Source organism: Microbacterium sp. NPDC019599 (genome assembly GCF_040632175.1).
GTDB lineage: Bacteria > Actinomycetota > Actinomycetes > Actinomycetales > Microbacteriaceae > Microbacterium.
The window spans coordinates 464,805-490,578 of the sequence record NZ_JBEYBL010000003.1 but is presented as its reverse complement, the minus strand read 5'-3'; the positions used below and the strand labels follow the sequence as shown (position 1 = coordinate 490,578).

Annotated in this window: 21 protein-coding genes and 1 pseudogene; 8 read left to right on the top strand and 14 right to left on the bottom strand. The window is 65.8% G+C overall.

Annotated features, from left to right (window positions below):
- Nucleotides 1-268: 268 nt before the first annotated feature.
- The 9 genes and pseudogenes from ABZ477_RS08885 to ABZ477_RS08845 form a co-directional block, all read right to left on the bottom strand.
- A complete protein-coding gene (locus ABZ477_RS08885) occupies nucleotides 269-1,495 on the bottom strand; it encodes a hypothetical protein (protein WP_360131058.1) in 1,227 nt (408 codons plus the stop codon).
- A gap of 9 nt (nucleotides 1,496-1,504) precedes the next feature.
- Complete coding sequence (locus tag ABZ477_RS08880) at nucleotides 1,505-2,404, bottom strand: glycosyltransferase (RefSeq protein ID WP_360131055.1); 900 nt, start codon at nucleotides 2,402-2,404, stop codon at nucleotides 1,505-1,507.
- 8 nt (nucleotides 2,405-2,412) lie between these two features.
- Nucleotides 2,413-3,297, bottom strand: a complete 885-nt coding sequence (locus ABZ477_RS08875; RefSeq protein ID WP_360131052.1) for a hypothetical protein — start codon at nucleotides 3,295-3,297, stop codon at nucleotides 2,413-2,415.
- Between the two features lie 12 nt (nucleotides 3,298-3,309).
- Nucleotides 3,310-4,530 (bottom strand): hypothetical protein, encoded by a 1,221-nt coding sequence (locus ABZ477_RS08870; RefSeq protein WP_360131049.1) that lies wholly within the window; start codon nucleotides 4,528-4,530, stop codon nucleotides 3,310-3,312.
- A 249-nt stretch (nucleotides 4,531-4,779) separates the two neighbouring features.
- Nucleotides 4,780-5,727: an NAD-dependent epimerase/dehydratase family protein gene (locus tag ABZ477_RS08865; RefSeq protein ID WP_360131046.1), complete on the bottom strand. Its 948-nt coding sequence runs from the start codon at nucleotides 5,725-5,727 to the stop codon at nucleotides 4,780-4,782.
- Nucleotides 5,724-6,872 (bottom strand): glycosyltransferase family 4 protein, encoded by a 1,149-nt coding sequence (locus ABZ477_RS08860; RefSeq protein WP_360131043.1) that lies wholly within the window; start codon nucleotides 6,870-6,872, stop codon nucleotides 5,724-5,726. Before ABZ477_RS08860 ends, ABZ477_RS08865 begins: the two co-directional genes overlap by 4 nt.
- A gap of 80 nt (nucleotides 6,873-6,952) precedes the next feature.
- Nucleotides 6,953-7,597 carry an acetyltransferase gene (locus ABZ477_RS08855; RefSeq protein WP_360131040.1) on the bottom strand — a complete coding sequence of 215 codons (645 nt, stop codon included), beginning with the start codon at nucleotides 7,595-7,597 and terminating at the stop codon, nucleotides 6,953-6,955.
- A 24-nt stretch (nucleotides 7,598-7,621) separates the two neighbouring features.
- On the bottom strand, nucleotides 7,622-7,993 hold the full coding sequence (locus ABZ477_RS08850; protein WP_360131096.1) for a DegT/DnrJ/EryC1/StrS family aminotransferase: 372 nt from the start codon (nucleotides 7,991-7,993) through the stop codon (nucleotides 7,622-7,624).
- Nucleotides 7,921-8,543 (bottom strand): annotated as a pseudogene (locus tag ABZ477_RS08845) (DegT/DnrJ/EryC1/StrS family aminotransferase). The gene ABZ477_RS08850 and the pseudogene ABZ477_RS08845 overlap by 73 nt, the downstream one beginning before the upstream one ends.
- A gap of 794 nt (nucleotides 8,544-9,337) precedes the next feature.
- Here ABZ477_RS08845 and galE point away from each other — a divergent pair.
- Together galE and ABZ477_RS08835 are read left to right on the top strand one after the other, a co-directional pair.
- Nucleotides 9,338-10,369, top strand: coding sequence for a UDP-glucose 4-epimerase GalE (gene galE / locus ABZ477_RS08840; protein WP_360131037.1), 1,032 nt, complete (start codon nucleotides 9,338-9,340; stop codon nucleotides 10,367-10,369).
- Between the two features lie 525 nt (nucleotides 10,370-10,894).
- Nucleotides 10,895-12,064 carry a thrombospondin type 3 repeat-containing protein gene (locus ABZ477_RS08835; protein ID WP_360131034.1) on the top strand — a complete coding sequence of 390 codons (1,170 nt, stop codon included), beginning with the start codon at nucleotides 10,895-10,897 and terminating at the stop codon, nucleotides 12,062-12,064.
- A gap of 361 nt (nucleotides 12,065-12,425) precedes the next feature.
- On the opposite strand, the gene ABZ477_RS08830 is transcribed toward ABZ477_RS08835, so the two are convergent.
- A complete protein-coding gene (locus ABZ477_RS08830) occupies nucleotides 12,426-13,337 on the bottom strand; it encodes a S41 family peptidase (RefSeq protein WP_360131031.1) in 912 nt (303 codons plus the stop codon).
- A 393-nt stretch (nucleotides 13,338-13,730) separates the two neighbouring features.
- Here ABZ477_RS08830 and ABZ477_RS08825 point away from each other — a divergent pair, with 393 nt between their 5' ends.
- The 4 genes from ABZ477_RS08825 to ABZ477_RS08810 all read left to right on the top strand — a co-directional run bounded on the left by ABZ477_RS08825 (nucleotide 13,731) and on the right by ABZ477_RS08810 (nucleotide 17,696).
- Nucleotides 13,731-14,051, top strand: a complete 321-nt coding sequence (locus ABZ477_RS08825) for a DUF3467 domain-containing protein (protein WP_360131028.1) — start codon at nucleotides 13,731-13,733, stop codon at nucleotides 14,049-14,051.
- The gene (locus ABZ477_RS08820) at nucleotides 14,048-14,959 is read left to right on the top strand and encodes a hypothetical protein (RefSeq protein ID WP_360131025.1); all 912 of its coding nucleotides are present in this window, start codon (nucleotides 14,048-14,050) and stop codon (nucleotides 14,957-14,959) included. The genes ABZ477_RS08825 and ABZ477_RS08820 overlap by 4 nt, the downstream gene beginning before the upstream one ends.
- Nucleotides 14,960-15,060: 101 nt before the next feature.
- The gene (locus ABZ477_RS08815; RefSeq protein ID WP_360131022.1) at nucleotides 15,061-16,401 is read left to right on the top strand and encodes a DUF222 domain-containing protein; all 1,341 of its coding nucleotides are present in this window, start codon (nucleotides 15,061-15,063) and stop codon (nucleotides 16,399-16,401) included.
- Between the two features lie 734 nt (nucleotides 16,402-17,135).
- The gene (locus ABZ477_RS08810; RefSeq protein WP_360131019.1) at nucleotides 17,136-17,696 is read left to right on the top strand and encodes a YdcF family protein; all 561 of its coding nucleotides are present in this window, start codon (nucleotides 17,136-17,138) and stop codon (nucleotides 17,694-17,696) included.
- A gap of 58 nt (nucleotides 17,697-17,754) precedes the next feature.
- Here the strand turns inward: ABZ477_RS08810 and ABZ477_RS08805 are convergent, their stop codons facing one another.
- Nucleotides 17,755-19,452: a LamG-like jellyroll fold domain-containing protein gene (locus ABZ477_RS08805; protein ID WP_360131016.1), complete on the bottom strand. Its 1,698-nt coding sequence runs from the start codon at nucleotides 19,450-19,452 to the stop codon at nucleotides 17,755-17,757.
- Between the two features lie 179 nt (nucleotides 19,453-19,631).
- Between ABZ477_RS08805 and galU the strand changes: the two genes are divergently transcribed.
- On the top strand, nucleotides 19,632-20,522 hold the full coding sequence (gene galU / locus ABZ477_RS08800) for a UTP--glucose-1-phosphate uridylyltransferase GalU (protein WP_360131012.1): 891 nt from the start codon (nucleotides 19,632-19,634) through the stop codon (nucleotides 20,520-20,522).
- A gap of 135 nt (nucleotides 20,523-20,657) precedes the next feature.
- On the top strand, nucleotides 20,658-21,893 hold the full coding sequence (locus tag ABZ477_RS08795; RefSeq protein WP_360131009.1) for an Ig-like domain-containing protein: 1,236 nt from the start codon (nucleotides 20,658-20,660) through the stop codon (nucleotides 21,891-21,893).
- Nucleotides 21,894-21,909: 16 nt separating this feature from the next.
- Here the strand turns inward: ABZ477_RS08795 and ABZ477_RS08790 are convergent, their stop codons facing one another.
- The 3 genes from ABZ477_RS08790 to ABZ477_RS08780 are packed head-to-tail and all read right to left on the bottom strand — an operon-like array spanning nucleotide 21,910 to nucleotide 25,709.
- Nucleotides 21,910-23,166: a cellulase family glycosylhydrolase gene (locus ABZ477_RS08790; protein ID WP_360131006.1), complete on the bottom strand. Its 1,257-nt coding sequence runs from the start codon at nucleotides 23,164-23,166 to the stop codon at nucleotides 21,910-21,912.
- Nucleotides 23,159-24,307, bottom strand: a complete 1,149-nt coding sequence (locus ABZ477_RS08785; protein ID WP_360131003.1) for a glycosyltransferase — start codon at nucleotides 24,305-24,307, stop codon at nucleotides 23,159-23,161. The genes ABZ477_RS08790 and ABZ477_RS08785 overlap by 8 nt, the downstream gene beginning before the upstream one ends.
- Nucleotides 24,288-25,709, bottom strand: coding sequence for a NosD domain-containing protein (locus tag ABZ477_RS08780; RefSeq protein WP_360131000.1), 1,422 nt, complete (start codon nucleotides 25,707-25,709; stop codon nucleotides 24,288-24,290). Before ABZ477_RS08780 ends, ABZ477_RS08785 begins: the two co-directional genes overlap by 20 nt.
- Between the last annotated feature and the right edge of the window lie 65 nt (nucleotides 25,710-25,774).

The following is a 25,774-nucleotide window of genomic DNA, read 5'->3' as shown; positions in this document are numbered from 1 at the left end:
TCGGGCGGCTCGAGCACCTCAGAGGCTCCGCCAGGGGCATCCGGAACCTCACCCAGTACATCGCCCGATCCCTGCTCGAAGCCGGCGGATTCAGACCCCCGACAACACCCTCATCTGCGATGAGCCTCCATAGGTCTCACTTCGGATCATCTAGCAACTGCGGCGTTACGAGGTGACCGTGACGGAGTGGAGCAGCCGCGAGCCGGCTTGGTCTCTGTGTGAGCCCTCCTCGAAACCGCACCCAGGAAGGCGGAAGGTTCGACACAGTTCAGAAAACAGACGTGTTGATCCCCGTTCGCTTCACACAAATGATGTGAAAGACAGCGCGGGACGCCACATTCGCAACGGCGGCGGCCACGGCCGCACCGACCACTCCAAACCACAAGATTCCCAGAGTGCTGAGTAGCAAACTAACGACAAGGGCCGCAGCGAGTAGCCAGACGACTGACCTTCGACTCTCGCTCAGCGTCAGAACCGAAATCGGAAACCCGAACAATAGACCCGTGGCGATGCCAATGCTCATTATGACCAAGGGAAGAGTCGCTTCATCAAACTCTTCTCCGAAGATGGTCAGTATCTGGCTACCAAACAGTGCAAATGCGCCAACGCAGAGAACCGCAAACCCAAAAGCGCCCCGCGCGAGATACTTCGCATTGCGGTGGAACTCTCCTTCGGGAAGCTTTCCGGCAAGAACCGCGGCGATCATCGGAAGAGCAAGCGCCATCACAGCGTTCACTGCATAGGTCGGGATATTCAGAATGTTTTGGGCCGCCGAGTACATGCCGGTCTCTTGGGATCCAGATAGCTCAAGAAGAATCAGTCGGTCCGCCTGCGAGAAGAGGATCGGGTAGAGACCGATAACGACATACACCCAGGCGGCTTGCCACCATTCTTTCGTAAAGTAGCCTCGAACACGTAGTCCACCCGATCGAGCACAAAGGAGCAGCGCTCCAGCTGAGCAAACGATCGCGAATGAAACATTCATTGCCGTGATGATCGACGGCGCGACACCAAGTCCGCTTGTTGCGGCAACGAACACGCCGGCGATGAACAAGATAGGCCGAGCGATGAACACGAGGACACTACTCAGCACCTGACGGTTCTGCGACACAAAGATGCTAGTCATGATCGTCAGTATCGCCATGAGGATTACCGCGGTTGCTCCCAATGCGAACTCGGGCACCACGAACTGGATCGCAACATAGAGGAGCGGAGCGGCGATCAGGGCCTGCCATACCACTGCGCGAATCACTTGTGATGCATATGCCTTCCCCTCCGGGTAAACATCCCCGAGAACTTTGGGCGCGGTCTCGATATAGCGCATATCTGCCCCGAAGACTGCAAGAACCGACCCAACCGTAAGCATCGTAAGAAATACTGAATAGTCACCGAGCGCGCCTGCTCCCCACACCCGGGCGACGTAGCTACTAACCCCGACCATCAGCAGTGCATAGAACCCTTTGGACCCGTACACCACGAGGACGCGCATTACCATGAAATTCCCCTAGACCGCCGCACGCAGTGCCTCATAGACTCCCGCTCGCTCAAAAACTGCACGCCAACTGAACTCAGTCATCTTCGGAATCTTGAAGTCGAAATCGAGCGTCTTCTTGTCTAAGAGGCCGATGTGCGCTAGCCGCGCCATGCGGGCACCAGTGTCAGATTCGAATTGCCTGACCCATAGATAGTCGTTGGTTACAACAGGCAGCCCAAGTGCCAGGTACTCGAGAACTTTCGTCGACGTTTGGAACCTATATGGCCGTATGTCCGGCGTGTAGTTCACGCCGAAGCGACACTTCGCCGCAAAGCTGGGGATATCCCGGTATGGCACGGAACCAGTGAACGTGACCTGACGGGAGGACCTGAACTCCTCCAAGATCGTCGGCTGGGGATGGCCGACCGCAAGGATCGTCAATCCCGACCGCTCTACAGCACGAAAGAGCTCGGCCGAATCACGGGCCTCGGTGATTGACCCTGCGTATAAAAGGTCGTATTCGTGGGCGTCGGTTCGAGCCATACCCGCACTAACGAATCGATCGGGAACGCCCATATCGCGCAGAATATGGGGAACGTCGTCGCGAAACGAGAAGCAACGCCTAACCGGTTCAGAGAGGAAGCTCCGCAGAGCGGGGCGACGGGAGAGATTCGACTTGATGAGATCCTTGCCGCGGTTTAGACCACCTGTCGAAGCGGAGGAGTAGTCGTGAATTTCGGGAATGGACGCCGGGCGCCACCGCGGCGCAAAACCCATCTTCATGTAGACTGCGTCGTATCCCGCAAGGGAATCAGTACTCGCAGCCTCGACCTCAGGCATGAGGTCGAGCTGCATTCCGCCTTTCTCGTCCAGATACTCCTGCAGCGCATAGAGCTCTGGAGCGTGCGACTCGCGCGGCAGAATGGCCACGACTCTCTTCACTTAGACGCCCACCCATCAATGAAGCGGACATTGTCAGATCCGGTCATGGACTGTTCATAAATGCCCCTGATCTTCGAGTTGGAGTTGTTGACGAGCTCCACCTGCTTGCCGAGAAGGAATGCTCCGATACCGACATGTAGCCGATCGGTGCGAATCCTTGAGTAGCTATCGATGAGCTTCAGGAACAGCCGGCCAGTGTTCTCGACAGTTGATTTGTCCCGACCTCGAAAGGCCGTGACGAATGAAAGGTCATTATAGATGCGCAACGGCCTTCGCAGTCCGCTCCGCTCCGCATCCTTTCGCTTCACCGCGATAGTATTGTGGAACCGCCCGCGTGCGGCAGCGACCCCGTAGAGGCCGAATCGCGCGAGATCCTTCACGCTGCCGATTCGCGGGATTGTTGCAGCTGCGCCGCCGAGAAGGGCCCGAGCGTCCAGGTTGAATGCCATGTCATGATCCAACAAGATTCGTGCTCCCCCGGATGCGTGCTCCTTGGCATGCGCGTACGACGATGCCTCCCTCGCGAAGAACACCACATGCTCACCCAACGAGCCAAGAAGGTCCTCATTTCCGCGCACGGTTTGCGGTAGCACGATCAATCGCGGGACCACCCGGCTAATCTGCTCGATCACGGGACGACTGCCCCTGTCGCCCCATTCGTCGACCAGTCCGCCGCCGCCACTGATGACCAACGGACGGGCTGGATCGACAGCCTTCAGATCAACGACTTCGTACGGCAGATCGATTGTGCGAGCGAGGTCAAAGAACCCGAGGTCAATGAGCGCATCCCCGGCGTTCCCACCGAGGATCCCATACTGGATCGGCTGTCGTTCCCGGGATAGCTCGCTTAGAACTTGCCGCACCACTTCACTCTTGACCATGTCCCATATGCCTCATTCGGACAGGCCGCGATCCGGCCGGGAGTACGCACGGATCGAAGCAACACGACCCCGCTTCGATCTCCGGCTCATCTCATGAATCGGTCGCCGCGCAAGGGCAACCCCCGCGGCAGCGAGAGGGATCAGCATAATCGCTACCTGGGTGCGTAGGCGAACCATGGTGCCGTAATTGCCGCTCGTGACCGCCAATACGTAGAGCAAGGTGAGGGACGGTAGAACAAGAACGCTCGAGAATCTGGGGTTCGGCACACGGCGGAACCCGCGCGCGACGAGCACCAGCAGACCCACCCAGAGCAGACCCTCTAGCACGCCGGGCACGCCGACGATCTCGATCTCCCAAAAAAACGGCCCAAACAGAACCCGAGGCAGTGTGGTCAGAGCTGAAAGGATCGGACCTCCAGCCCCGATGGAGAATCCCGAGTCCGCGGTACGTTGGAGGGCCTCGCGACTAACTTCCAACCGCTCGAAAGAGTATCGACCGAAAACGCCTTCGATCTGATCAGCAAGCGGGGTCATATAGGCGATGCCAAGGACCACTATCAGAAGCATGTAAGCGCCCAGGCCAGCGTTCTTGTTGCGGTCTTGGGCGACGACGATTGCCGCAAGAATGGCGGCCATGAGCGCGATCGCAACGCTCCCTCTGAAGGCGATGAGGGCTCCAAACGCGAGCACGAGGAGAATTACGTTTCCCGCAACAGTCCCGGCCCGAGAGACGATACCCGCAGCTGCAAAAAGCATCAAGGAGATGAGTAACCATACGATGGCTTCTCGAAGCAGAAATGTGCCCCAGAATAGAACAGGTGGGTAGATCGCCGCGATCCACGCGGTTGGTGTCACCGGCATGTCCAGTCGGCCAGCAACAGCGGCGAGCATCGCAACCATCAACGCACATGCAATCGCGTTCAGCCACAGGCCGTAGAACGGGTCATGTCCAAGTACTTTGTAAAGAACCGCCAGCGTCTCGGCCAGTCCCTCCTTTCCGGCCGAAACCGTGTTGGACGATTGGCCTTCTGAAATCGCTACGGCCATGCGATCATAGTAGATGGCGTCAGGTGCACTTAGGCCGGCCTCCGCGTAGCGGATGAAGGCGATGGCGAGCGCCAGAACGTAGGAAATCAGGGAAGGAAGAGTAACGCCGACCCTTTGCGCAACAATAATGACCGCAGCCGACCCATAGACCGCGAATAGTGCGTATGCGAGCGGCTCACTTGACACGTCCGTTGCCCTTCAATTTGAAGCCGCTGAGCACTAGATCCATTACACGACTAGCACGGCTCGATGAAATCGCACGCGAGTGATGTGAAGGCGCGTGTCAACCGCATGCGCGATGACTCCCACGGCGGTTCCCGAGTTTCGTTGCCGGCGGCGTGACCCCGATCGCGCGAACGGTGAAAGTTTGATCGCAGCGGGCGGGCTCCGCTGGGCAAGCGCAAGCACGACCGCATGGCGCCGCGTCTCCCTGCGTCATGCATACCGCCCTTCTCCCCTCGTGCTTCGATGCCAGGCGATTGTCGCGGCCAGACCGTCGGCCAGAGTAGTCGGCTGCAGCTCCGGAAAGATCTCCCGAATCCGAACGCCGTCCGATTGGGATGCCCGAACATCGCCCACCCGAGGCTCGAGATGAGTGCGTGTGACAGGCCTTTTAAGCGCCGCTTCAATGAGGTCCACGAGCTCAAGAAGAGTTGTGCTGGAACCGAAGGCGAGATTCACGGGGTCAGGCGCGGCGACTCGACGATCGATCGCGGAGAATAGCGCCCGACACACCGTGTCCACATATGTGAAATCTCGAGATTGCAGCCCGTCACCATGTATCATCAGCGGCTCATCCTTGAGAGCAGAATCCACGAATCGCGGTACGACTGCCGCGTAAATGTGGTCGGCAGGCTGTCTCGGCCCGTAGACATTGAACAATCGAAACGCGAGTGTCGGCAGGCCATAGGAATACTGATAAGCCAGAACATAAGCCTCGGCACCCAGCTTCGTTACCGCGTATGGGCTCATCGGCCTGGTCCAGTCGAACTCTGACTTAGGTAGAGTGGTATTTGCACCATAGACTGAGCTTGATGACGCGAAAACGACGTAAGCGTCTTTCTGCCGCGCCGCCTCCAAAACGTTCAGTGTCCCCGTCAGGTTGGCAACGTGGCTTGCGACAGGGTCCACCACTGATCGGGGGACGCTACCGAGCGCTCCAAGATGAACGACAGCGTCGACACCTTCCATCGCGCGGTGAACGGCGTTGCCATCGGCTACGCTTCCAAGGACGAGCTCGACTGAGTAGCCCTCAAGATTCGACTCCCGTCCCGTGCTGAAGTCATCCAGCACGACCATCTGATGATTTTGTCCAAGTTGCGCGATGTACGAGACGAGGCTGGATCCGATGAATCCGGCTCCGCCGGTGATTAGCACCTTCATGAATTCTTCCAGTTCCGTTTTCCGCCCGACCTTGATGACCAGACCTCAGTCAGGTGCCCGTCGATTGCTTCCCAAACGATTTCTTGCGCGAAGTTCTGAACGGTCCATTCCCGCGCGCGTTCACCATACGTTGTCCGGAGTAGGGGGTCGGAAATGAGCTCTGCGAGTGCATCCGCAAGTTCCTGATCACTCTCCTTGTTCACAATCCGTCCCGTCACACGGTCTAGCACCGAATCAACCGCACCGGTTGCGGTCGTCGTAACCGTGGGAACGCCGCTCGCTCCCGCTTCGAGCACCACATTGGGGAATCCCTCTCTACGGGTGGGGAGGCAGAGCACATCGATTAGTGCATAGTACGCACTGGTGTCTCGAACGTGACCAGTAAAGAACACCCGGCCATCGTCCAGCGGAGCCATGTCCGTCGAGTTCTCTCCGTCCGGCCCGCCAATGACGAGAAGCTGGAAATCAACGCCCTTCTCTACGAGCCGCCCGATCGCGGACTTCAGCATCGCGAGGCCCTTGTCGGGAGTGAGGCGCCCGATGAACCCGACCACGGGAATCCCGTCTGCGAGGCCGACCTGACGGCGAAGCGCACGCACCGTTTTGTCACCGGGAAGACGGGAGTAGAAACGGCTCGTGTCGACGCCATTGGAGCTCCCGTGGCCCAGCACAATCAGCTTGTTTGCGTCAGTTAGATTGAGACGTACTAGCTCGGCTCGCAGGCTCGGACTCACAACGAGGGCGCGCGTCGACAACGCGAAGGTGATCTTCTCCAGTCTTGCGAGCAACATTCGCAGTGCTCCACTAGCTGTCTCAAGCCGTAAACCGCGGACCACATAGATTCGTTCTGGTATCCGAAGAGTCCAGCCAGCGATCATTGCGAGCAATGCTGCTTTGGGTGTGCCCGCCCACAACACATCGGGTCGGACAGACCGAACTTCACGCATCCATATGAGCAGGGCGAGAAGATCCTGAACCGGCGAAGGATCGCGTCGCATTGGGATGCTGTGCGTTGTCACACCCGACGCGCTTCGCAACTCCTCCAATTGCGGCCCGGGACTCGTGATGACGTGCACGTCCCATCCCTGGTCCACCAGAAATGCGGGAAGCCCGCGCATCAGCACCAAGGAATAGTCGGCGGTCACCGCCAGGATGATGCGACCCTTGGCTCCTGAAGCGATCCCGTCGTTCCGCTGATGGGAGGCGGATGCCCGCGCGGACCGGCTCATCGGGCGGGCACCCCTTTGACGACGGCTCCTACCTCGACGTCGCGAGTCACCACGCTGCCCGCCCCGACGACGGCACGTGCCCCAATTGTGAGACCTTGAAGCACAACCGCCCCCGCACCAACTAGGGCTGATTCGCCGATTCGGACTTCACCGGAAATAATCGCTCCGGGATTGATGGACACGTTCGCGCCCACTTCCACGTCGTGACCGATGATCGCGCCCGGATTCAGGTGCACGTGTTCTCCCAGCGTCGTGTTGGTCGAAACCTGGACGCCCCCGCAGATGATGGTGCCCGGACTCAGTTGTGCAGCGGAACCGACCACCGCTGCCGGGTGCACCAGCGTGGCAGCCTTCCAGCCCGCGTCCTTGAATTCAGCCCCGATGCGCCGCTTGATAGCGGGGGAACCAATGCCGAGCGCGAAAACCGAGGGATCGCCGCTGGTCAGCAACTCCCTGACTCCGCCGAGGTGCACATACCCTCGCCGGGTGAGTCGTTCAATGTACGCATGGGACGGTGCGTCGTCGACTACACCGAGCACGGTCCACGGCGGCGGAGTTACCTCAGAATTGATCGCTTCCACAACGTCAAGCGTCTCCCTGCCGAAGCCGCCCGCGCCGACAACGATAATTTCGTCAGTCACGCGCTTCACTGAACTTGGCCATCGTTACATGCCCTTCGGCGCTGATACCCGCGTGCAAATGCATGGTTTCCAAGGGGCGGCTATCGCTGTTCTCGAGAGCGCGCGCGGACGAAAAGTCTTGCGGCGACCACCAGGCACGGCCTTGTCGATGAGTATCGACGTAAGCCAGACGTCGTCGGCCTCGTCATCGTCGGACCCCCACACCTCGACGCGGTGGACCTTGGCGAACAGTTCCCGATACCCTGCGCGTGCCGTGCGTCGCCGGGCCATCTTCTCGTCGAGCCCTGACAGCTGCGCTCCCCCGAGGGCGGCGAGAAGGTTGCTCATGCGGTACCTGTATCCAGTGTCGGTGCGCTCGTAATGCGCGACCGGTTGCCCCGCTTGTGCCCGAGGTATCTCCCGTGGTGGGCAATCGTCTCGTCGTCGGTCAGCAGCATGCCGCCTCCGGAAGTTGTCATGATGTTGTTGCCGGTAAACGACACGATAGACGCCCGACCGAAGCTGCCCACCGGCTTGCCACGGTGAGTTGCCCGCGCGGCTCCGCAACGTCCGCCGGAACGGGTATGTCGAACGCTTCCGCGATCGCAAGAATTGGGGTGTAGTCGACAGCTTTGCCGACGGCATCCACGGGGACGATGGCCGAGACATGGTCGCCGGCGGCGCGTAACGCCGTGAGCGCCTCACGGAATAACTCCGGATCCGTGTTGCCGGTGTCAGAGCGTGCGCCGATGAGGAACGGCTCTGCTCCTGTGTAATCGATCGCATTTCCCTTCGCGGCGAAGGTCATCGTCGAGGTCGACACGACGTTTCCAGGCCCAACCCCGAGTGTGAGTAGCCCAAGGTGGAGTGCAGCCGGACCTGAACTGAGAGCGACGCCGTGCCTTACGCCTACCCGGGCGGCAAGCCCCCGCTCGAACGCGTGGACATCGGGTCCGAGCGGAGCCATCCAGTCAGACCGCATTGCGGCGACGAGGGCATCCCCTTCGACCGGACGGACATCAGGCGATGACATATAGATGCGCTCAGCGGACTTCACGGCTCGATTCATCCTCGAGCGCGAGCCCCGAGTCGCTAGCGACAAGGGCACAGTCGAATCGCGGGACGACGGGGAGGGCGATACCGACGCACCTCTTGAGGCTGCCGGCGATGGTCGGCCAGCCGAATCCAACTAGCGGAACGCCGTGTCCTGTGTGCACTGCCAAATTGGTGCCTCGCGGACTCACTAACGTGTCTCCCCTGTTGCGTGTTCTCTCAACTAGGCAATCGGCATCGATCGGCCACGTAGTCCCGCAACGCACGAGCCTCAGCGGACGCGCCTGTTTCTAGCGCTGGTAGCTTACCCATCGTGCTGACGGTCGGAGTCTACCGGAGCGAGGGCTGAACGTTACGAGAGCCAGGTGTCGGGACGCCTCGCGGTCACGTCTGGACGATGAATGGCACTCGCCCGCTCAGCCGCTGCGGTGTTCGAGCGGGCGTTGCGCGCCGCACGCGCGGTCGACCGGCAGCTGGCGAGGACCCGTCCGCGCCCCCCAATCGCCCCGCCGGCTGCCGCGACCAGCGTCGTCGCACTCCCGATCACACGCGCGTGTGCGAGCGTTCGCCGGCCGGAACAGGCTTTTTTGTTCTGGTTCCGGGGTCCACATCCCGTCCCGACGGCAACCATGTCTTGGAGGTGAGCAGCTACCCGACCGTTCTCGCCGTCCTCACCGTCCTCGCCGACCCTCTGCGTAGGCTGTGGCCATGCGGATTGCGTTGTACGGGGGCGCGGGATACATCGGCTCGCACGTCGCTGTCTCACTCCTGGAGAGGGGGCACGATGTTCTCGTCGTCGACGATCTGTCCAACTCTCACGCCGAAGCTGTCGCGCGTGTTGAACAGCTTGCCGGACGAGCAGTAGCTCTGTGCGACAGCGACGCTCGGGACCGTAGCGCGGTGAGCGATTTTCTCGGTCGGGCCGGGCCCGTTGACGCGCTCATCCTGTTGGCTGGCCTCAAGTCGGTTGAGGAATCGCTGCGTCGCCCTGCGCTTTATTACGACGTGAACGTCGGCGTAGCGCTCGCGGGGCTCGCGGTGGCCAGGGATCTTGGCATTTCGAGGATCGTCTTCTCTAGTTCCGCCACGGTATACGGAGACTCTGACCGGCTGCCATTGCGCGAAACGGATGTCACCGGCCTCGGCATCTCGAGCCCGTACGGAAGGACGAAATGGGTTGTCGAGCAACTGCTCCGGGACGAAGCATCCGCCAACCCCGAGCTTCGGACGGTGAGCCTTCGCTACTTCAACCCCATCGGCGCACATGAGAGCGGCCTGCTTGGAGAGAATCCCCGGTCGGCCCCCACCAACCTCTTGCCGATCGTCGCCCGCGTGGCATTCGGCGCGCTCCCGCACCTCTCCGTCTTCGGGACGGACTACCCCACTCCAGACGGCACGGCGCTCCGGGACTACATCGACGTCAATGACTTGGCTGACGCCCACCTGTGCGCCGTCACCGATGGCGACAAGGGATTCGAGGCGGTGAACGTCGGGACCGGTCGCCCCGTGAGCGTTTACGAGATGGTCGCGTCGTTCGAAAGAGCGACGTCCACACGGGTTCCCATTAGATTGGCCGGGCGCCGGCCGGGGGATGTCGCGGCCAGCTACGCAGACCCGACACGGGCGTACGAGAAGTGGGGTTGGCGCGCTGTCAATGACCTCGAGAAGTCATGTCGGAACTATTGGGCGTGGCAGACCATGAATGCGCCCGGCGACAGCACCCTGCGCGCGCCGACCTGACGCCCCGGCCTTTGCAGCGCCGCCGCGAAAGACGAGAATCGCGGCGGGGTTGCGCGCTGCGGTTATCGACGGACTGAGGCTTCTCGGCTGCACCACGGGCTCGCCTGGGCACGCGACGATGGCGGCCGCTATCTCGGAAGTTCCACCCCCCGCGAGCACGTCCCGGGCGAGTTCCGCCTTCGCGGTCTCGTCATCCTGAGTGATCGCCTCGACCGCCGCGGAGAACTCGTCCGTTGCGGCGCTCGCGGGCGCCGCAGACATGACGAGAACGGCCGCGGCACCCAGGAAGAGAGCACCCACACCCACTGCAACCCGCCACCACCACGACATCACGGCCCCGACCGCTCGTGCGGGCATCACATTGGTCGAGATGCTGGCCCTCGGGAGCGTCGTCAAGAGGGGCACGGCGGACCCGCAGCCGGCGAAGGGGGCAGCATCCCGACCGCTCTTTACAGCGACCCCCGCACGAGACGAGAATCGCGGCGGGGTTGTGCGCGCTGGGGCCGCTGACGAATGGGGCTACTCATGCGCGCTTCGCGCCGACTTCTGGCTGTCCTTCTGCTCGTGCTCAGCCTCATCGGGCCGGCTCTCGGCCACCTCGACCGGGATCGGGACGGCGACGGTGTGCGCGACGTCTTCGACCGGTGTCCGAGCGTCGGCGATCAGGGCTGGGGGGTCGATCCCTCCGGTTGCCCGATAGATCCGCCGGGCGACAGCGACGGCGACGGCTACACCGACGACGTCGACGCCTGTCCGAATGAGGGCGACCAGGGCTACGGGGTCGACGGTATGGGATGCCCCATTCCGTACGTGCCGGTCGACAGCGACGGCGACGGGTACCCGGACGACGTCGACGCCTGCCCGGACCGCGGCGAGGAGGGCTACGGAGTCGACCCCGAGGGATGCCCGAACCCGCCGGTGCCGCAGGACTCCGACTTCGACGGAATCACGGATGACGTCGACGCCTGTCCCTTTGAGGGCGACCAGGGCTATGGCGTGGATGATGTGGGATGCCCGATCATCCCGCCGGGCGATTGGGACGACGACGGGTACACCGATGACGTCGATGCGTGCCCGTTCGACGGCGATCAGGGGTACGGGGTCGACAGCTCGGGATGCCCCATCCCTTACGTGCCGGTCGACAGCGACGGCGACGGCTACACCGACGACATCGACGCGTGCCCGGACCGCGGCGAGGAAGGCTACGGAGTCGACGCCGAGGGATGCCCGAACCCGCCTGTGCCCCAGGACTCCGACATCGACGGAATCACGGACGACGTCGACGCGTGTCCCTTCGAGGGCGACCAGGGCTACGGCGTTGACGATGTCGGATGCCCGATCATCCCGCCGGCCGACAGCGACAGCGACGGCTACACCGACGACATCGACGCCTGCCCCTTCGAGGGCGACCAGGGCTACGGCGTCGACAGCACCGGATGCCCCGTCCCGTACGTGCCGGTCGACAGCGACGGCGACGGCTACACCGACGACATCGATGCCTGCCCGGACCGCGGCGAAGAGGGGTACGGAGTCGACGACACCGGATGCCCCAACGCGCCCGCCCCGCAGGACAGCGATCTCGACGGCTACACCGACGACCTCGACGCCTGCCCCTTCGAGGGCGACCAGGGCTACGGAGTCGACGACGTCGGATGCCCGATCGTCTTCGAAGACGCGCTGGTGGTCCAGCCGTAGCGCCGAGCGGGTGCCCCGACGGGGAACGCGCTGCTGAGCGAAGGAGGACAGCATCCGGACCCCATAATCCCTCGCCATGGCGCGCACCAGTCCCTCGTGCCGCTGGAGCGGGCTGTCTAGCGTCGAGGTATGGCGCGGGACGAGCAACGGCCGGAGGATCTCTACACCGGCCCCATCCACCTGTCCGGCGTGGACTCCGCTGAGGGCGGGGAGCCTGATCCCGAGACACCCGCGATCAGCTCAGATCGGTGACATTCACCGCCGCCGGCCCCGTCGCCTGGAAACCGGAGTACGACTTGACGATCCACGCCCATGATTACCTCCGTCGCAGGCCCTACCGTCCTCCCGAACGCACCTCTCGTCAATGAGAGTCGGCGAGTCCCGGGTGCCCGTTCTCGCGCCTCCGAGCGGATGGGTTGCGCTGGTCGGAGTTGGCGGCGGCATGGCGCAGAGCGACATCGATGGCATCGGATGCGGCGCACGCGACGTCGGGTGTCACGCCAACACCCTCCCAATTCGTGCCGGTGATGAGATTCACCGGGCGCGCTGTCGGGATGTGCAGTTGGAGGTGGGGCGTGAGTTCGAAATCCTCGCGCGGGTGGGCGCCGCCGCCGGTCGTCTCCCCGACGACGGTGGCACGGCCGAGAGCCTGCAGGTCGTAGGCGAGCTCTTCTCCGCCGCTGAACGTCCGGGCGCTGGTAAGCACGTAGACCGGGATGCCCGGATCAACCTTCGGTGAAACGAAAGTGGCGGTCCAGAACTGGGTGATGCCGCCGTCGCGGCGCACAAGGTCATGAACGTGCACCGGCTCGTCGCCGGTCAGGTGACTGACGATCATCGACACGGTCTCCGGCACACCGCCGAGGCATCCGCGCAGGTCGATGATGAGCGGCGACACACCCCGCAGGAGAGTCAGTGCCGCCGAGATCGCCGGGCCGGCGTACTCCCCCGTCGGGATCACCGGCCCGATGGCGAGCAGTCCGACATTGCCCGGAAGGCGGCGCACCTCGGTGACACCCGGCCCGTTCTCGCGCACCAGTTCGGCGATGAACTCGCGCGGATCGGGCTCCGGCCCGATCGGTTCGGCAACGTGGCGCACGCGGAGATGACGGTCGCCGTTGACCGCCTGCAGAGCGGCCGTCAGCGCCTCGGCCGCCGCCGGCTCATCAGCCTCGTCCACCGTGAACCCGGCGAGGCTGTCGGCGATCGCCACGGCGATGTCGGGAAACACATAGTGCTCGCGGACGAGAGCTTGGATGCGGTCGATCAGCATCGTGCCAGTCAACCGCACGCCACGCTCGGATGCCGCAAGGCCGCGGGCGCGGTCGATCCCCGTCTGTCGGCCCTCGTGCCGGCGACGCCGCAACTGACCCGCCACGTCACGCGGCCAGCATCTGTGACGCGGCGCCCACCCGCGCGCCGAGTCGCCAGAACTTGTGGCCAACCGGCGCCGAGATGCCACATCTTCTGGCATTTCGGCGCCGGCCGGATGGCGGCAGTCACCGGTCCAGACGCGCCGGACTGCGCGTGGTCCGTGCCTGAGGGCCGATCATGATCGCACCGGTCCGCCTGGATGCCAGGCAGCGCGATGAGGATCCTGCGTCGGGGGGACAGCATCCGTCCCCGCTCACTTGCCGGTGTCGGCGACCGCCCCTATCGTGAGCGGGTGAGCGACGAGAGCCCATCCCCGCATCTTCAGTTCGAGGTCGAACTGCCCGGCGAGATCGAGACGGGCGTGTTCGCCGACTTCGCGAACATCTGGCATACGCCGAACACGTTCGTGCTCGACTTCCTGTCGGTGAAAGGGCCGGTCCTGCAGGAGGGCGAGCACGCCAGGCTGCCGGTGAAGGTGGCGGCGCGCGTGCGGATCCCGCCGGAGCAGATCTTCCCGCTCATCGACGCGCTGACGCAGCAGGGGCAGCGGTGGCTGCAGGAGACCGGACGATCGGCGCCGCCCGACAACTGGGTGCCGCAGCCTCCGGCATGACCGATACCGCCACCACCGGCCACCGAACACACCGGTATCTGCGCCTGTCGCTGGGCCTCATCGTCGTCGCGATCCTCGTCAGCGTCGCGCTCGAGTCGCTGCGCCTGGGCACGGTGCTGCCGTCGATCAGCCATTACTTCTACTCCGCGGCGCAGCCGGTGTTCGTGGGGGCGCTGGTGGCAGCATCCCTCGCTCTCGCGGCGCTCTCGGGCAGAGGGCTCGAGACGACGCTGCTGGACGTCGCAGCGGTGTTCGCTCCGCTCATCGCGATCGTGCCGACGGGCATCTACGGGCGATCTCTCGAGCCCGAGCTCGGCGTCGCGTGCCCGCCCGCGACGATGTGCGTGCCCGACGCGTACGTCGACCAGGTGCGCAACGGAGTCACCACGTACCTCGTGCTCCTCGTGATCGTCGTCGCCATCGGGCTCGTGCTGCGAAGCCGCGGACGCATCGGCGGGCGAGGCGTCTACGTCGTCGGGGCGGTCGCCGGCGTGACGACGATCGGACTCGTCGCGCTCACGTTCGTGCCGCCGTTCGACGAGGGGTTCCCGTCAAATCCGGTCTTCCCCGTCGGCATCCACTACGCCGTGACGATCGCCTTCTTCGGCGCGTTCGCGACGGTGCCGATCATCAACGCGTTCCGTCTCACGACCGACGAGGGGTCGAAGCCGCGCCTGTGGCAGAAGCTCGTCTACCTCGCCGTCGCGCTCGTCATGATCGGCGACCTCATCGTGCTCGTCTTCTTCGCCGCGGACTTCGAGCCGGCGCCCGTCGTCTTCATCTGCGAGACGGTCGCGCTCGTGCTCTTCGCCGTGTTCTGGTTCGTGCAGACCGCGCAGCGCTGGGACGAGCGCGACCAGCGCTACAGCATGCCAACGCCCGCGCTGGCGTGGCAGGAAGTGCGGTGACGGTGGCCGCGGGGCTGTCGGCCTGTCCTCCCCAGGCGAGATTCGTCCACATCTTCTATACTGCGCCCTTCAATGTCGGTGGTCGGTCGTAGATTTGACCCATGAACGCTCCTCTCGCCGCCCTCTCCGAGGCGGTCGGCGGTGCGCTCGCAGCCTGTCCCGATGGGGCGATCGAGTCGCTGGCGCCCGATGCGCTCATGCGGCTCCACGAGTCGCTCGGGCAGGCGAAGCGGCTGATGGATGCTGTCCAGACGCGTGTCGCGTCCGAGATCGCGCGGCAGTCCCGGCCTGAGCTCGGACCCGACAGCCTCGCGAAGCAGCAGGGCTTCCGCAATCCGACGGCGCTCATCGCGGCGACGATCGGCACGACGGCCGGAGAGGCTGCGCGGCTGGTCCAGGTCGGCGAGGCGACGGCTCCGCGCATGACGTTCAGCGGAGAACCCGCACCCGCGCGACACCCGCACGTCGCCGCGGCCCTCGAGACCGGGCGGATCAGCGCCCACGCGGCATCCGTCATCATCTCGATGCTCGACCGGGTCGCAATCAGGGCGGGGCGGGATGCTGTCGACCTCGCCGAGCGCCGGCTCACCGAGCAGGCGCCGGGCCTGACGCACGATCAGCTCTCGAAGCTCGTCGTGCGCGCCGAGGCGTGGATCGACCCGGACGGCGTGCTGCGCCGCGAGGAGGAGCTGCGCTCCGCGAGGTGGCTGACGATCCGGGAGGAGCAGGACGGGGCCATCGCCCTGAACGGCCGCTTCGACCCGGCGGGCGGCGCACCCATCAAGGCGGCGGTCGAGGCGTATGTGACCGCCCATCTGCAGGCGCAGCGCGACGCCGATCCGGATGCGCCTCGGCCGTCGGTGAAGCAGATGCAGGCGGATGCTCTGACGCTGCTCGCCGAGCACGCTCTGGGGTGCGATCGGCGCGACCTTCCGGTCCGCGGCGCGACGGTCGTCGTGCGCGTCTCGCTCGACGACCTCTCGGCCGGCACGGGGCACGCGACGATCGACGGGATCGCGACACCGATCTCGATCGCGACGGCCCGGAGGATGGCGGCGGGCGGGTCGGTCATCCCGTGCGTGCTGGGCGGCGACAGCGAGATCCTGGACTGGGGACGCGAGCGGCGGCTCTTCACGACCTCTCAGCGACTCGCTCTGGTCGAGCGCGACGGCGGGTGCGCGATGTGCGGAGCTCCCCCGGGGCATACCAAAGTCCATCACCTCAGATGGTGGGCACGGGATGCCGGACCCACCGATCTCTCGAACGGCGTGCTCCTGTGCGAGTCGTGCCATCACCGGATCCACGACAACGGCTGGGAGATCCGGATCGAAGGTGTCGGGACGCGGGCCAAGGTGTGGTTCATCCCGCCTCCGCACGTCGATCCGGCACGGACACCACGGCTCGGCGGTCGGGCGAGGTTCGACTTCGGGGTGGCGGCGTGAATGACGCGAGGCTGAAGCGTAGGACGGGCGGCTGGCCCGGTACAGCGCGGAATCCGCGCCGCGACAGAGGTGACGGGCCCCCGGTCGGCCTGGGGATGCGCTTGGGGATGCACCCGACCGGAGACCCGTCAACGCGCACCATTGCGACTGATTCCACGGTACGACTGCTCACGTGCCTTGAAGGTCACGATCACGTTAAAGCTTGATGTCCGCCGCGGACACAAGATCACAACCGGACAGGCATGCGGACGTAAAGGTCCCTTTTCCGCGCCGGCGCGCACACGAGCGACCGGACAGGCGAACCCCGACAGAGCGCACCGGCCAGCCCGTCGGCGCTGCGCGAGAGACCATGAACGGGCCCCGGCCGGAGTTGGGGAAGCGCCTCAGATCAGCGCCCGACCGGGGGCCGTGTAACTGGAACGCGCGCGAGCGATTCCGACGATACGACCGCCACCACATCGCTGCCAGGACGTATGCAGGTCCGGGTCGAAACTCCTTCGCATTGCGGACAGCATCCGCGTGACACGGCTCTCGCGGCCGCCATTCTCGACGGGCACGGAGGTGCAAACACGTCGTAACCCCGAGGAAACCTCCGGCCGATAGCGTCGCGGCAGGCCCGAAGGCGTGCGTCCGTTCCGAGAGTTCTCGAAGTGAGGCACCATGGCCGCGCCGGCACTCACCGACACCCGCGTCACCGGTTCCCGACGAGAGAGCCCGTCCGTGGCGAGCAGCCGATGCGCGCACTCTCGGTGAGGGCCGCCGTCGCGATCACGCTGACGCTTCAGGCATCCATCGGCGTCGCAGCCTGCGCCGGCTTCGGCCCGTACGTCTCGCCGCCTGCCGAGGCGATCGGGGATGCCGACCTCATCTACGTCATCGGGCCGCCCGTCCGCGAACGCGTCGCGGTCGAGCGCGAGCTGCGTGCCGAGCGCGTCGCAGACCGGTCCCTGTACTCCGTCGGGTTGACCGGCGGGTACTCGGCCGAGGAGCTTGCCGTCTGCGCTGAGCCGCAGGTCGACTGCGCCCACCCGACCCCGTTCACGACGAAGGGGGAACTGGCCTACCTGAAGCAGTACGCGGCCGAGCACGATGTCGAGCGCACGGTCGTGCTGACCTTCACGCCGCACGTCGCGCGCACGCGCTACATCCTCGACAAGTGCTACCCCGGCGACGCCGTGGTCGTCGCGGTCGACCAGAATCTCGTACTGGCCGATTGGATCGCCCAGTACGGGTATCAATCCCTCGCCTTCGTCAAGGCCTGGCTCACGCCCTGCGCGGACGCGAGCCGTCTATGAAACCCGTCGACACCCCCGGCGAACGCTGTCCGAGCCGGCCCCGCACGCCGGTCGCCGCCTACGTCCCGAGCGCGCCCTTCTCCGCGTCGTAGAGCCCTGCGATCTGCTCGGCCGTCAGCGCGGTGTTCCAGACGCGAAGTCGCGAGATCGTGCCGCGATGGAGGTTCACGGGCGCACCGTTCTTGAGCCCGGCTCCCACCAGGAAGTCGGTCGGGGTGGCGTTCAGACCCAGGGTGTAGACGTACGGGTTCTTCGAGTAGGTCGCGCCTTTGCTGTCGGTGTACGACGGGAACGGCGCCGCAGAGCCGTCGAGATACGCGATCGCCTCCGACCCGTCGTACGTGCCGACATGGAACTGCCACGAGCCGCGCGTGATCCTGCGGGGGTCGGCCGCGTAGTCGATCGAGTGCGGATAGCCCGGGGTCGCACCGCCGCTCTTGGAGACGTGCATGCAGACGAGGTCGTCGCCGCCGTACGTCGGCAGATCGTTGAACAGGGCGTACGAGCGCAGCGCCGCCGACGTCGCCTCCTGCCAGCATCCCGCGATCATCGCGTTGTTGGTGTCGGTGCTGAAGACCCACGCCGCGATGGTGACGGCGCCCGTCGAGGCCCCGATGTTGAGGGCGCCGACCTGGGCGGCCGGGATCTTCAGGTAGTCCGACGTGCCGTTGAACTGGATGCCGCCGCCGAACGGAGTGGCGACGCGCACGGCAGTGGAGCTCGCCCCCTGCGACAGCGCGGCGACCCCGGCGACGGACGCGGCGAAGGGTGCCGCCGACTCGGCGAAGTCCCAGCGTGCGCTCGGCGCGGGGAGCACCGGCGGGTCGGGCGGATCGGAGATCTCATCCATCCAGCGCGCGATCGTCTGCTGGTTGTCCAGATCGGCGAAGCCGGGGGTGGAGTGCCCGGTCGTGTGCGTGCGCACGGACACCTCCGTCGCGAACGGGGTGGCAGCGGCCACGAGCGCCTTGCCGTGCTTCTGCGGCGGCGTCGTCTGGTCCGACGAGTCGGGCGTCGAGTAGACGACCCGTATGCGCTTGCCCGACCACACCTGCCCCTGGTGGCGCGCGGGATTGTGTGCGCGGATCGCCGCCAGGTCGTAGCCGAACGCCTCCCCCACCGAGTACCGCGCGCGCGCCGAGCCGTTGAGATAGAGGTCCTCGAGGTCGTACACGCCGTTGACGATGTACGAGCCGACGACCTTCGGGATCAGCCCCGTCACGAGAACCTCGACACCCATCGACCCACCATGGGAGGTGCCGCGGAGGTGATTCTGCGAGATCCCGTAGACCCCGGACAGGTACTGCCAGCCGTTGATCTGGTGCTGCTTGGCCACGGGATGGGTGTACCGGGTTCCGCCCAGGTTCTGGCAGATCACGACCATTCCGAGATCGACACCCCGTTCCCCCATCGGGCGGAATCCGCCGATCAGCGCGTCGTCGCTGCTCTCGGCACCGTGGTGCAGCCAGAGCACCTCGACGTTCTGCGAGCCGGGCACGATGCCCTGCGGGACGAACAGTCGCGCCGCATCGCCGTCGATGGAGACCCGTATGTGGTCGAACACGGTCCCCGCATATCGGCTGACCAGACCGTTCTGCCTGCCGATCTCACCGGGGAGCCTGGGACTCGGCGCGGCGTAGGCGAGCGGCGCGCGCCCTGCCAGGGCCAGACCGGCCGTGAGGGCGCCAGAAGCGCCGAGGATGATCGCCTGACGGCGAGTGAACAGGTGGGGCGCGGTGGAACGACGAACGTCCATGTCAGCCTCTCGAGCCGGTGTCTCGCAATCCAATGAGCCATGTGGCGTTGCGGCAGCATCCCCATTCGTCAGCATAGGCCTCCCCCTCGTCCGAGCGCGCCCCCACGACGGACGAGAGCGTCTTCGGGGGGTCATGCGGACGTAATCCCCCCTTAACGAGGTCCACCTACCGTGGGGGCATGACCACTCCGACCATCAAGGCAGTCATCCCCGCGGCCGGCCTCGGCACGCGATTCCTTCCGGCGACCAAGGCCATGCCGAAGGAGATGCTCCCCGTCGTCGACAAGCCCGCGATCCAGTACGTCGTCGAGGAGGCCGTCGGCGCGGGGATCGACGACATCCTGGTCATCATCGGCCGCAACAAGAACGCCCTCGCCAACCACTTCGACCGAGTGACCGAACTCGAGCACACGCTCGAGCAGAAGGGCGATCACGGCAAGCTCGCGCGGGTGAACGAGACGAGCGCCCTCGCCGACATCCACTTCGTGCGCCAGGGCGACCCGAAGGGCCTGGGTCACGCGGTCCTGCGCGCCCGCCGCCACGTCGGGAAGGAGACGTTCGCCGTGATGCTCGGCGACGACCTGATCGATGCCCGCGACCCGCTGCTGTCGCGCATGATCGACGTCTCGCTGAGCCGCTCGGCCACCGTCGTCGCGCTCATGGAAGTCGACCCGTCCCAGATCCACCTGTACGGCTGCGCCGACATCGAGCCCACCGACGAGGCCGACGTCGTGACGATCAAGGGCCTGGTCGAGAAGCCCTCCGCGAGCGAGGCGCCCAGCAACCTCGCCATCATCGGACGCTACGTCCTCAAGCCCGAGATCTTCGACGTCCTCGAGCAGACTCCCCCCGGCAAGGGCGGCGAGATCCAGCTCACCGACGCCCTCGAGGAGCTCGCGGGCGACTCCGAGATCGCCGGACCCGTGCTCGGCGTCGTCTTCACAGGCCGCCGCTACGACACCGGCGACCGCCTGGACTACTTGAAGTCCAGCATCCAGCTCGCCCTCGATCGCGACGACCTGGGACCGCAGCTCGGCGACTGGATCAAGCAGCTCGCGCCGATGCTGTAGCCGAGTGCGCGGCGAGTTTACCCGCGCGTAACGACTCGTCACCCGCCCTTCACAGGAGCGGAGGATGCTGTCATGAGGGCAACGGAGCGCGTGTGCCGCGGACGAGCATTGGGGATTGAGTCGAGCATGGATGACGTGTCGCATTCAGCACAGGGGATCCGCTCCCAGGTGTCGCGGAGGGGCTTCCTGACCCTCGCGGCCGGGGGCGTCGGAGGGATCATGCTGGCGGGGAGCGCGCTCCCGGCCATGGCGGCGACGCCGAGCCCTGCACCGAGACTTCCCGGCGAGTACTACCGCAAGGCCAGTCAGCTGACGACGGACGGCACGCTCTTCGACAACATCGTCGTCCGCATCAACGGCGACCAGGCGCGCCTCTTCGTGCCCCAGACCGTGAAGCCCTACTCGGGTGTCCCGGTGCCGGTCGTGTGGTTCTATCACGGCTCGAACAGCGACCACAATGCGCTCGAGGGCGGCTTCAAGACGAGCGCACTCGACACCGTCGATCGCGGCGCCATCGCGATCTGCCAGACGGCGGGCGGCACCCTCTACTCCCACCCCACGGCGGTGGACCTGCAGATCGCGGGGTTCTCGTACATGAGCGGCCTGTTCACGATCTCGACCAACGTCCTGCGATCGACATCGGGAGGCGGCGCACTTGCCACCGAGACCTACGCGCGCGGGCTGGTGAGCAACATCTCCGGCATGTACAACGTCAACTCGACGTACGACATCCGCGCACACTACGACGCCGGCGGGGGCAGCCGCGACTCCATCGTGGCGGCGTTCGGCGATGACCCGGCCGCGATCGACGCCGCCAACCCCGCGCGCCACCCGCGGGCGGCCTGGACCGGCTCGCGCCTGCGCATCGTCGTCTCGCAGCCCAACGAGAGCGACCAGATCGTGCCGCCCGACAAGCACGGACTCGCGCTGCGAGACCTCGCTCTGCCCGTCGCTGCGGAGGCCTCGCTGCGGACGCACGCGAACGGCCACAGCACGCCCGGCTTCGCGGCCCCCGACTTCGTCGATGCGATGAACCGCTGGGGCGTCCCGGTGGGCGGCGGCACGCCGACCGTCGACACGCAGCCGCCGGTCGTGAGCTTCCTGGCCCCCGCGAACAACTCGACGGTCTCGGGGACGGTCAACGTCCGCGTGGCGGCGACCGACGATATCGGCGTCGTCGACGTCGGAATCTTCCTCGGCACGCGGCGGATCGCCTCTGCGGCGCGCATCAGCGACACGGAGTGGGGGCTCTCGTTCAACACCCGCAGCTCGGCGAGCCCGAACGGCACCTACGTCGTGACGGCGCGCGCGACCGATGCCGCCGGCAACGTCGGACAGTCGGCACCGCTCACGCTGCGCATCCAGAACTGACCCGCGTCTCTCCCGCTCACTCCGCGGGGCGGGAGAGATGCCGTTCGAACACCTCCGCCTGCGACAGCGCCGTGTCGATTCCGCTCACCGCGGGGATCCCCGGCCGGCTCGCGACGTAGGTGAGCAGCGTGCCCACCTGGCGGGAGCCGGATGCCGCGAAGTGCGTGACATCCAGTTCGTAGGCGTCCGCCATGTCGTAGAACTCCTCGAAGAGCTCGTTCCAGGCATCCGCGTCCTCCTGGGAGTGGACGCCGCCCGGACCGCCGGAGGGCCATCCGACCTCGCCGACCGAGCACCGCACCGACCACGCCCGGCACCACTCGCCGAAGGTCCGGAGCCGCTCGAGGATGACCCGCGGGTTCTCGATCTCGCTGTAGTGGGCGCCGCCCTCGTCGACGTAGAAGTGCTCGGAGTACATCGTCTTCTCGAGCGGGTCGTGGATCCATGGGCCGTCAGGCGCGATCGCCGCCAGACGCCCGCGCACGTCGCTGAGGATGCCCTCGACCCACAAGGTGTGGTCATCGCCCGTCGCCCGGATCGCGTCGACCGCGACCTGCGCGTAGTGCTTGTAGGTGTCCACGCCCACGGACCATCGCGGCTCATTGAAGATGTCGTATGCGATCACGCGCTCATCGCCTTTGAAGCGCGACGCGATCGTCGTCCAGAGGTTCGCGACGTGCTCCTCGGTGATGCCGTCACCGCACCGCACGCTCCCCTCGATGAACTCCCCCGCGCCCCACGGGTAGGTGCAGCCGTTGTGCAGATCGAACACGGTCCGGATGCCGGCCTTGGCCGCCCGGTTCACCTGTTCGGCGACCATCTCGAGATACTCCAGGTCGATCGGCTGGGCCAGGCCGTCGATCGCCGTGCCGCCTTCGGGAATCTCCTGCAGCCGCTGCCACGGCACGGCCAGGCGAACGATCGAGACGCCGCGCGATGCGAGATAGTCGTAGCTCGACTGCGGTTCGCCGACATCGGCGAGGTCCGGACCCTTGCCCGCGAAGATGAGGCTGTAGACGTTCACACCGCGCAGGTACTCGTAGCCGTTCAGGTAGGTGCCGTCGCCGAAGGACACCGGCTCCGGCTCCACCGCGCCGGTCGCCGGCGGGGGTGCGGGGCTCGCGACGTCTGACGGGTCGCCGACCGGCGAGGACTCGGACGGCAGACCGCCGCCCGCAGCAGCCAGCGCGAGGGCGCCGCCGACGACCAGGACGATGAGGACGCCGATGGTCGCGACGAGAGCGAATCCCGCGCGAGGAGCCGGATCAGACACGCGCCTCGGCCCGCGAGGCGTAGGCGATCGCACGCTCCAGGAGCGCGCTGCTCGACTCCGCGGTGAACCGATCCAGCCAGGAGTCCACGTCCTCCATCGTGAGCTCCGACGCAGCCTCGACCGCATCGGCGATCGACTCGGGGTCATCGCTGAACGCGAGCTCCCCCGTCACGCCGGGGATGATCGCATCCGCCACGCCGAGCGCCGTGGAGACGGCGACGGCGGGAACTCCGCGCGCGGCCGCCTCGACCAGGACGTTCCCGAGGCCTTCGCGATACGACGGGAGGATCACGACCGAGTTCGGCGCGAAGTGCGAGAACCAGTCCTCCACCCAGCCGTGCGGGGTGAACCGGACGCCAAGCTCGGCCGCGAGCGCGACGAGCTCAGCCTGCAGCGGGCCGCCCCCGAAGGAGACCACTTCGGTGTCGATGCCGCGATCGCGCAGCGCCCGCGCGGCGTGCAGGGCGAGGTGCGGGCTCTTCTGGGGAACGAGACGGCACGCGAGGACGAGCTGGATGCCGTCCGCCGTGCCGGGGATCCGCCGGACAGGATCCCGATCGGCGACCTTCGCTAGCGCCGGGTTGGGCACCACGAGGCTGCGACTCGGAGGGACGTTGAAGGCCGACGCCATCTCCGCCCCGACCGGGTGCGAGGCCGAGGTCACAGCATCCGCGCGACGGTACCAGCGCTTGGCGAGCCATACCTTCGCCCGGTGCGAGAGCGGCGAGCCCGGCAGTCCGAGACTGATCAGGTTGTGCTCGGTCAGGACGACCGTGGGGCGACCGCGCCGACGCCGGGTCGCGGCGACGGTGAGCAGGTTGGGGTAGGTCTGCAGCGCGACGATCGCATCGAACTGATCCTCTTGCACAGCGCGGCGAAGCGCGCGGACCTTCGCGAAGTGCCCGCCCACTCTTCCGAACTCGCGCACCCGCACGGACGGGGCGAGTCCGTCCAGCACGGGCTTGTCCGAGACCATGAGCACGCTCACTTCGTACCCGGCCTGCGCGAACCATGCGATCCACGCGACTCCGACCGCCTCGGCGCCGCCGCCGTGCATCGACGTCACGACGAAGGCGATGCGCCGCGGTCTGGTCCCGGACTCGGGAGGAGGAGACGCCGTCTCAAGGTGAGCAGTAGACATTGGTCAGTCCCTTCCCCGCCGACTTGATGCTGTTGTCGCATGTGACCGTGACACCGCGCTGCCGGTCCTGCACCCACACGCCGTAGCCCGACGCGTTGGCGGTTCCGCGGTTCGCGATGAACTCGTTCCGACGTCCCCAGTCGCCCCACGCCATCGACGCGTAGGCGTCCTCGACCGCGTCGATCCCGGTGTTGGCCGCGACGGTCCAGTCGTTCCCGTTGATGAGCACCCAGCCCCACGCCCGCGACCCGTCCTGGTGTCCCTCGAACGTGTTGTACGCGATCACGCCTCCGGTCGTGCCCTCTTTCGCCTCGATCCCCTCGGCGCCCGAGGCCTTGATCGCGTTGTAGGTGACGGTGTTCCCGTCGGACCGGTCCGGCACCCCGCCCGTCACGTCATCCCAGCGCCGTTGCGAGGTTCCGATGTACACGCCCTCGCCGTATGCGACGGCCCGCACCCCCGTGCGGACGACGGTGTTGTGCGTCACCACGCTGTCGGTCGTGAACGCGTAGAGATGGATGCCTTCGTAGCCGGTGTCCTTGACCGTCATGTCGCTGATCACGACGTCGCTGCTGTGCTTGACGAGGATCCCCTGAAGCACCCGTGTCACAGTGAAGCCGGTGACCCGGACGTGCTCGACGCCGTCGAGGCGCAGGCCCACGCCCTCGCTGACCGACCATCCTTCGACGACCGCGAGGGGTCCGCCGCAGATCCAGATCGGACGCGTGGCGGTACCGGATCTGCGAAGCTCGAAGCCGCCGCCCGTGTAGTACCCGTCGGCGAGTCGGATGACGGTCCCGGGCGCGGCGTTCGCCATCGCCGACGAGAGCTGACCGGCGGTCCGCACGGTCGTCGTCGCAGCCGGGCAGTCCGCTGCCCGGACTCCCTTGGCCGGCGTCGATGCCGTCGAGCGGTCGACGCCGACGACGAACGAGTCGAGGTGGGTGATCTCTCCCAGCGAGGCCCAGTTGTTCGACCCGGATCCGACGATCTTGATCGTGTGGGTCCCCGGCGCCGTCGCGGCTTTGAAGCCGATGATCCCGGTCTCGGCGACCGGCGCGTAGTTGTCCACCCTCGCCACCTTCGCGCCGTCGAGATAGACGTCGACGATGCCGGCCCACGGTGAGTTCCACGTGTACCACGCGATGGTTCCGCCGCCCGCGAAGGTGAGACTCGCCGATGCCGTCGCGGACGTGGCATAGCGCACGGATCCGCCGCTCGAACCCGAGGAGGGCAGGGTCGTCCAGGTGCCGGTGAAGGAGATCGCCGCGGACCCGCCCTCATACGTGCCGGCCCCGTGCACGGTGGCGGCCGAGGCGGGTGGGGCGGCGGTCACGGAGGACGCGATCAGAGCGCCGGTGATGAACAGGCTGAGCATCGATAGGGCAATTGCGCGTGACATGCGGGGAGCTCCTTCACGTCTCTTCTCCGGTTCCGTTCCTCCCCCAGCAGATGCGCACATCAATT

Bases quoted from the DNA above. Each gene is read 5' to 3' on its own strand.
- ABZ477_RS08885 (WP_360131058.1), bottom strand. From the start codon at position 1,495: ATGGTAATGCGCGTCCTCGTGGTGTACGGGTCCAAAGGGTTCTATGCA.
- ABZ477_RS08875 (WP_360131052.1), bottom strand. From the start codon at position 3,297: ATGGTCAAGAGTGAAGTGGTGCGGCAAGTTCTAAGCGAGCTATCCCGG.
- ABZ477_RS08865 (WP_360131046.1), bottom strand. From the start codon at position 5,727: ATGAAGGTGCTAATCACCGGCGGAGCCGGATTCATCGGATCCAGCCTC.
- galE (WP_360131037.1), top strand. From the start codon at position 9,338: ATGCGGATTGCGTTGTACGGGGGCGCGGGATACATCGGCTCGCACGTC.
- ABZ477_RS08835 (WP_360131034.1), top strand. From the start codon at position 10,895: ATGCGCGCTTCGCGCCGACTTCTGGCTGTCCTTCTGCTCGTGCTCAGC.
- ABZ477_RS08830 (WP_360131031.1), bottom strand. From the start codon at position 13,337: ATGCTGATCGACCGCATCCAAGCTCTCGTCCGCGAGCACTATGTGTTT.
- ABZ477_RS08820 (WP_360131025.1), top strand. From the start codon at position 14,048: ATGACCGATACCGCCACCACCGGCCACCGAACACACCGGTATCTGCGC.
- ABZ477_RS08815 (WP_360131022.1), top strand. From the start codon at position 15,061: ATGAACGCTCCTCTCGCCGCCCTCTCCGAGGCGGTCGGCGGTGCGCTC.
- ABZ477_RS08810 (WP_360131019.1), top strand. From the start codon at position 17,136: ATGCGCGCACTCTCGGTGAGGGCCGCCGTCGCGATCACGCTGACGCTT.
- ABZ477_RS08805 (WP_360131016.1), bottom strand. From the start codon at position 19,452: ATGGACGTTCGTCGTTCCACCGCGCCCCACCTGTTCACTCGCCGTCAG.
- galU (WP_360131012.1), top strand. From the start codon at position 19,632: ATGACCACTCCGACCATCAAGGCAGTCATCCCCGCGGCCGGCCTCGGC.
- ABZ477_RS08785 (WP_360131003.1), bottom strand. From the start codon at position 24,307: ATGTCTACTGCTCACCTTGAGACGGCGTCTCCTCCTCCCGAGTCCGGG.
- ABZ477_RS08780 (WP_360131000.1), bottom strand. From the start codon at position 25,709: ATGTCACGCGCAATTGCCCTATCGATGCTCAGCCTGTTCATCACCGGC.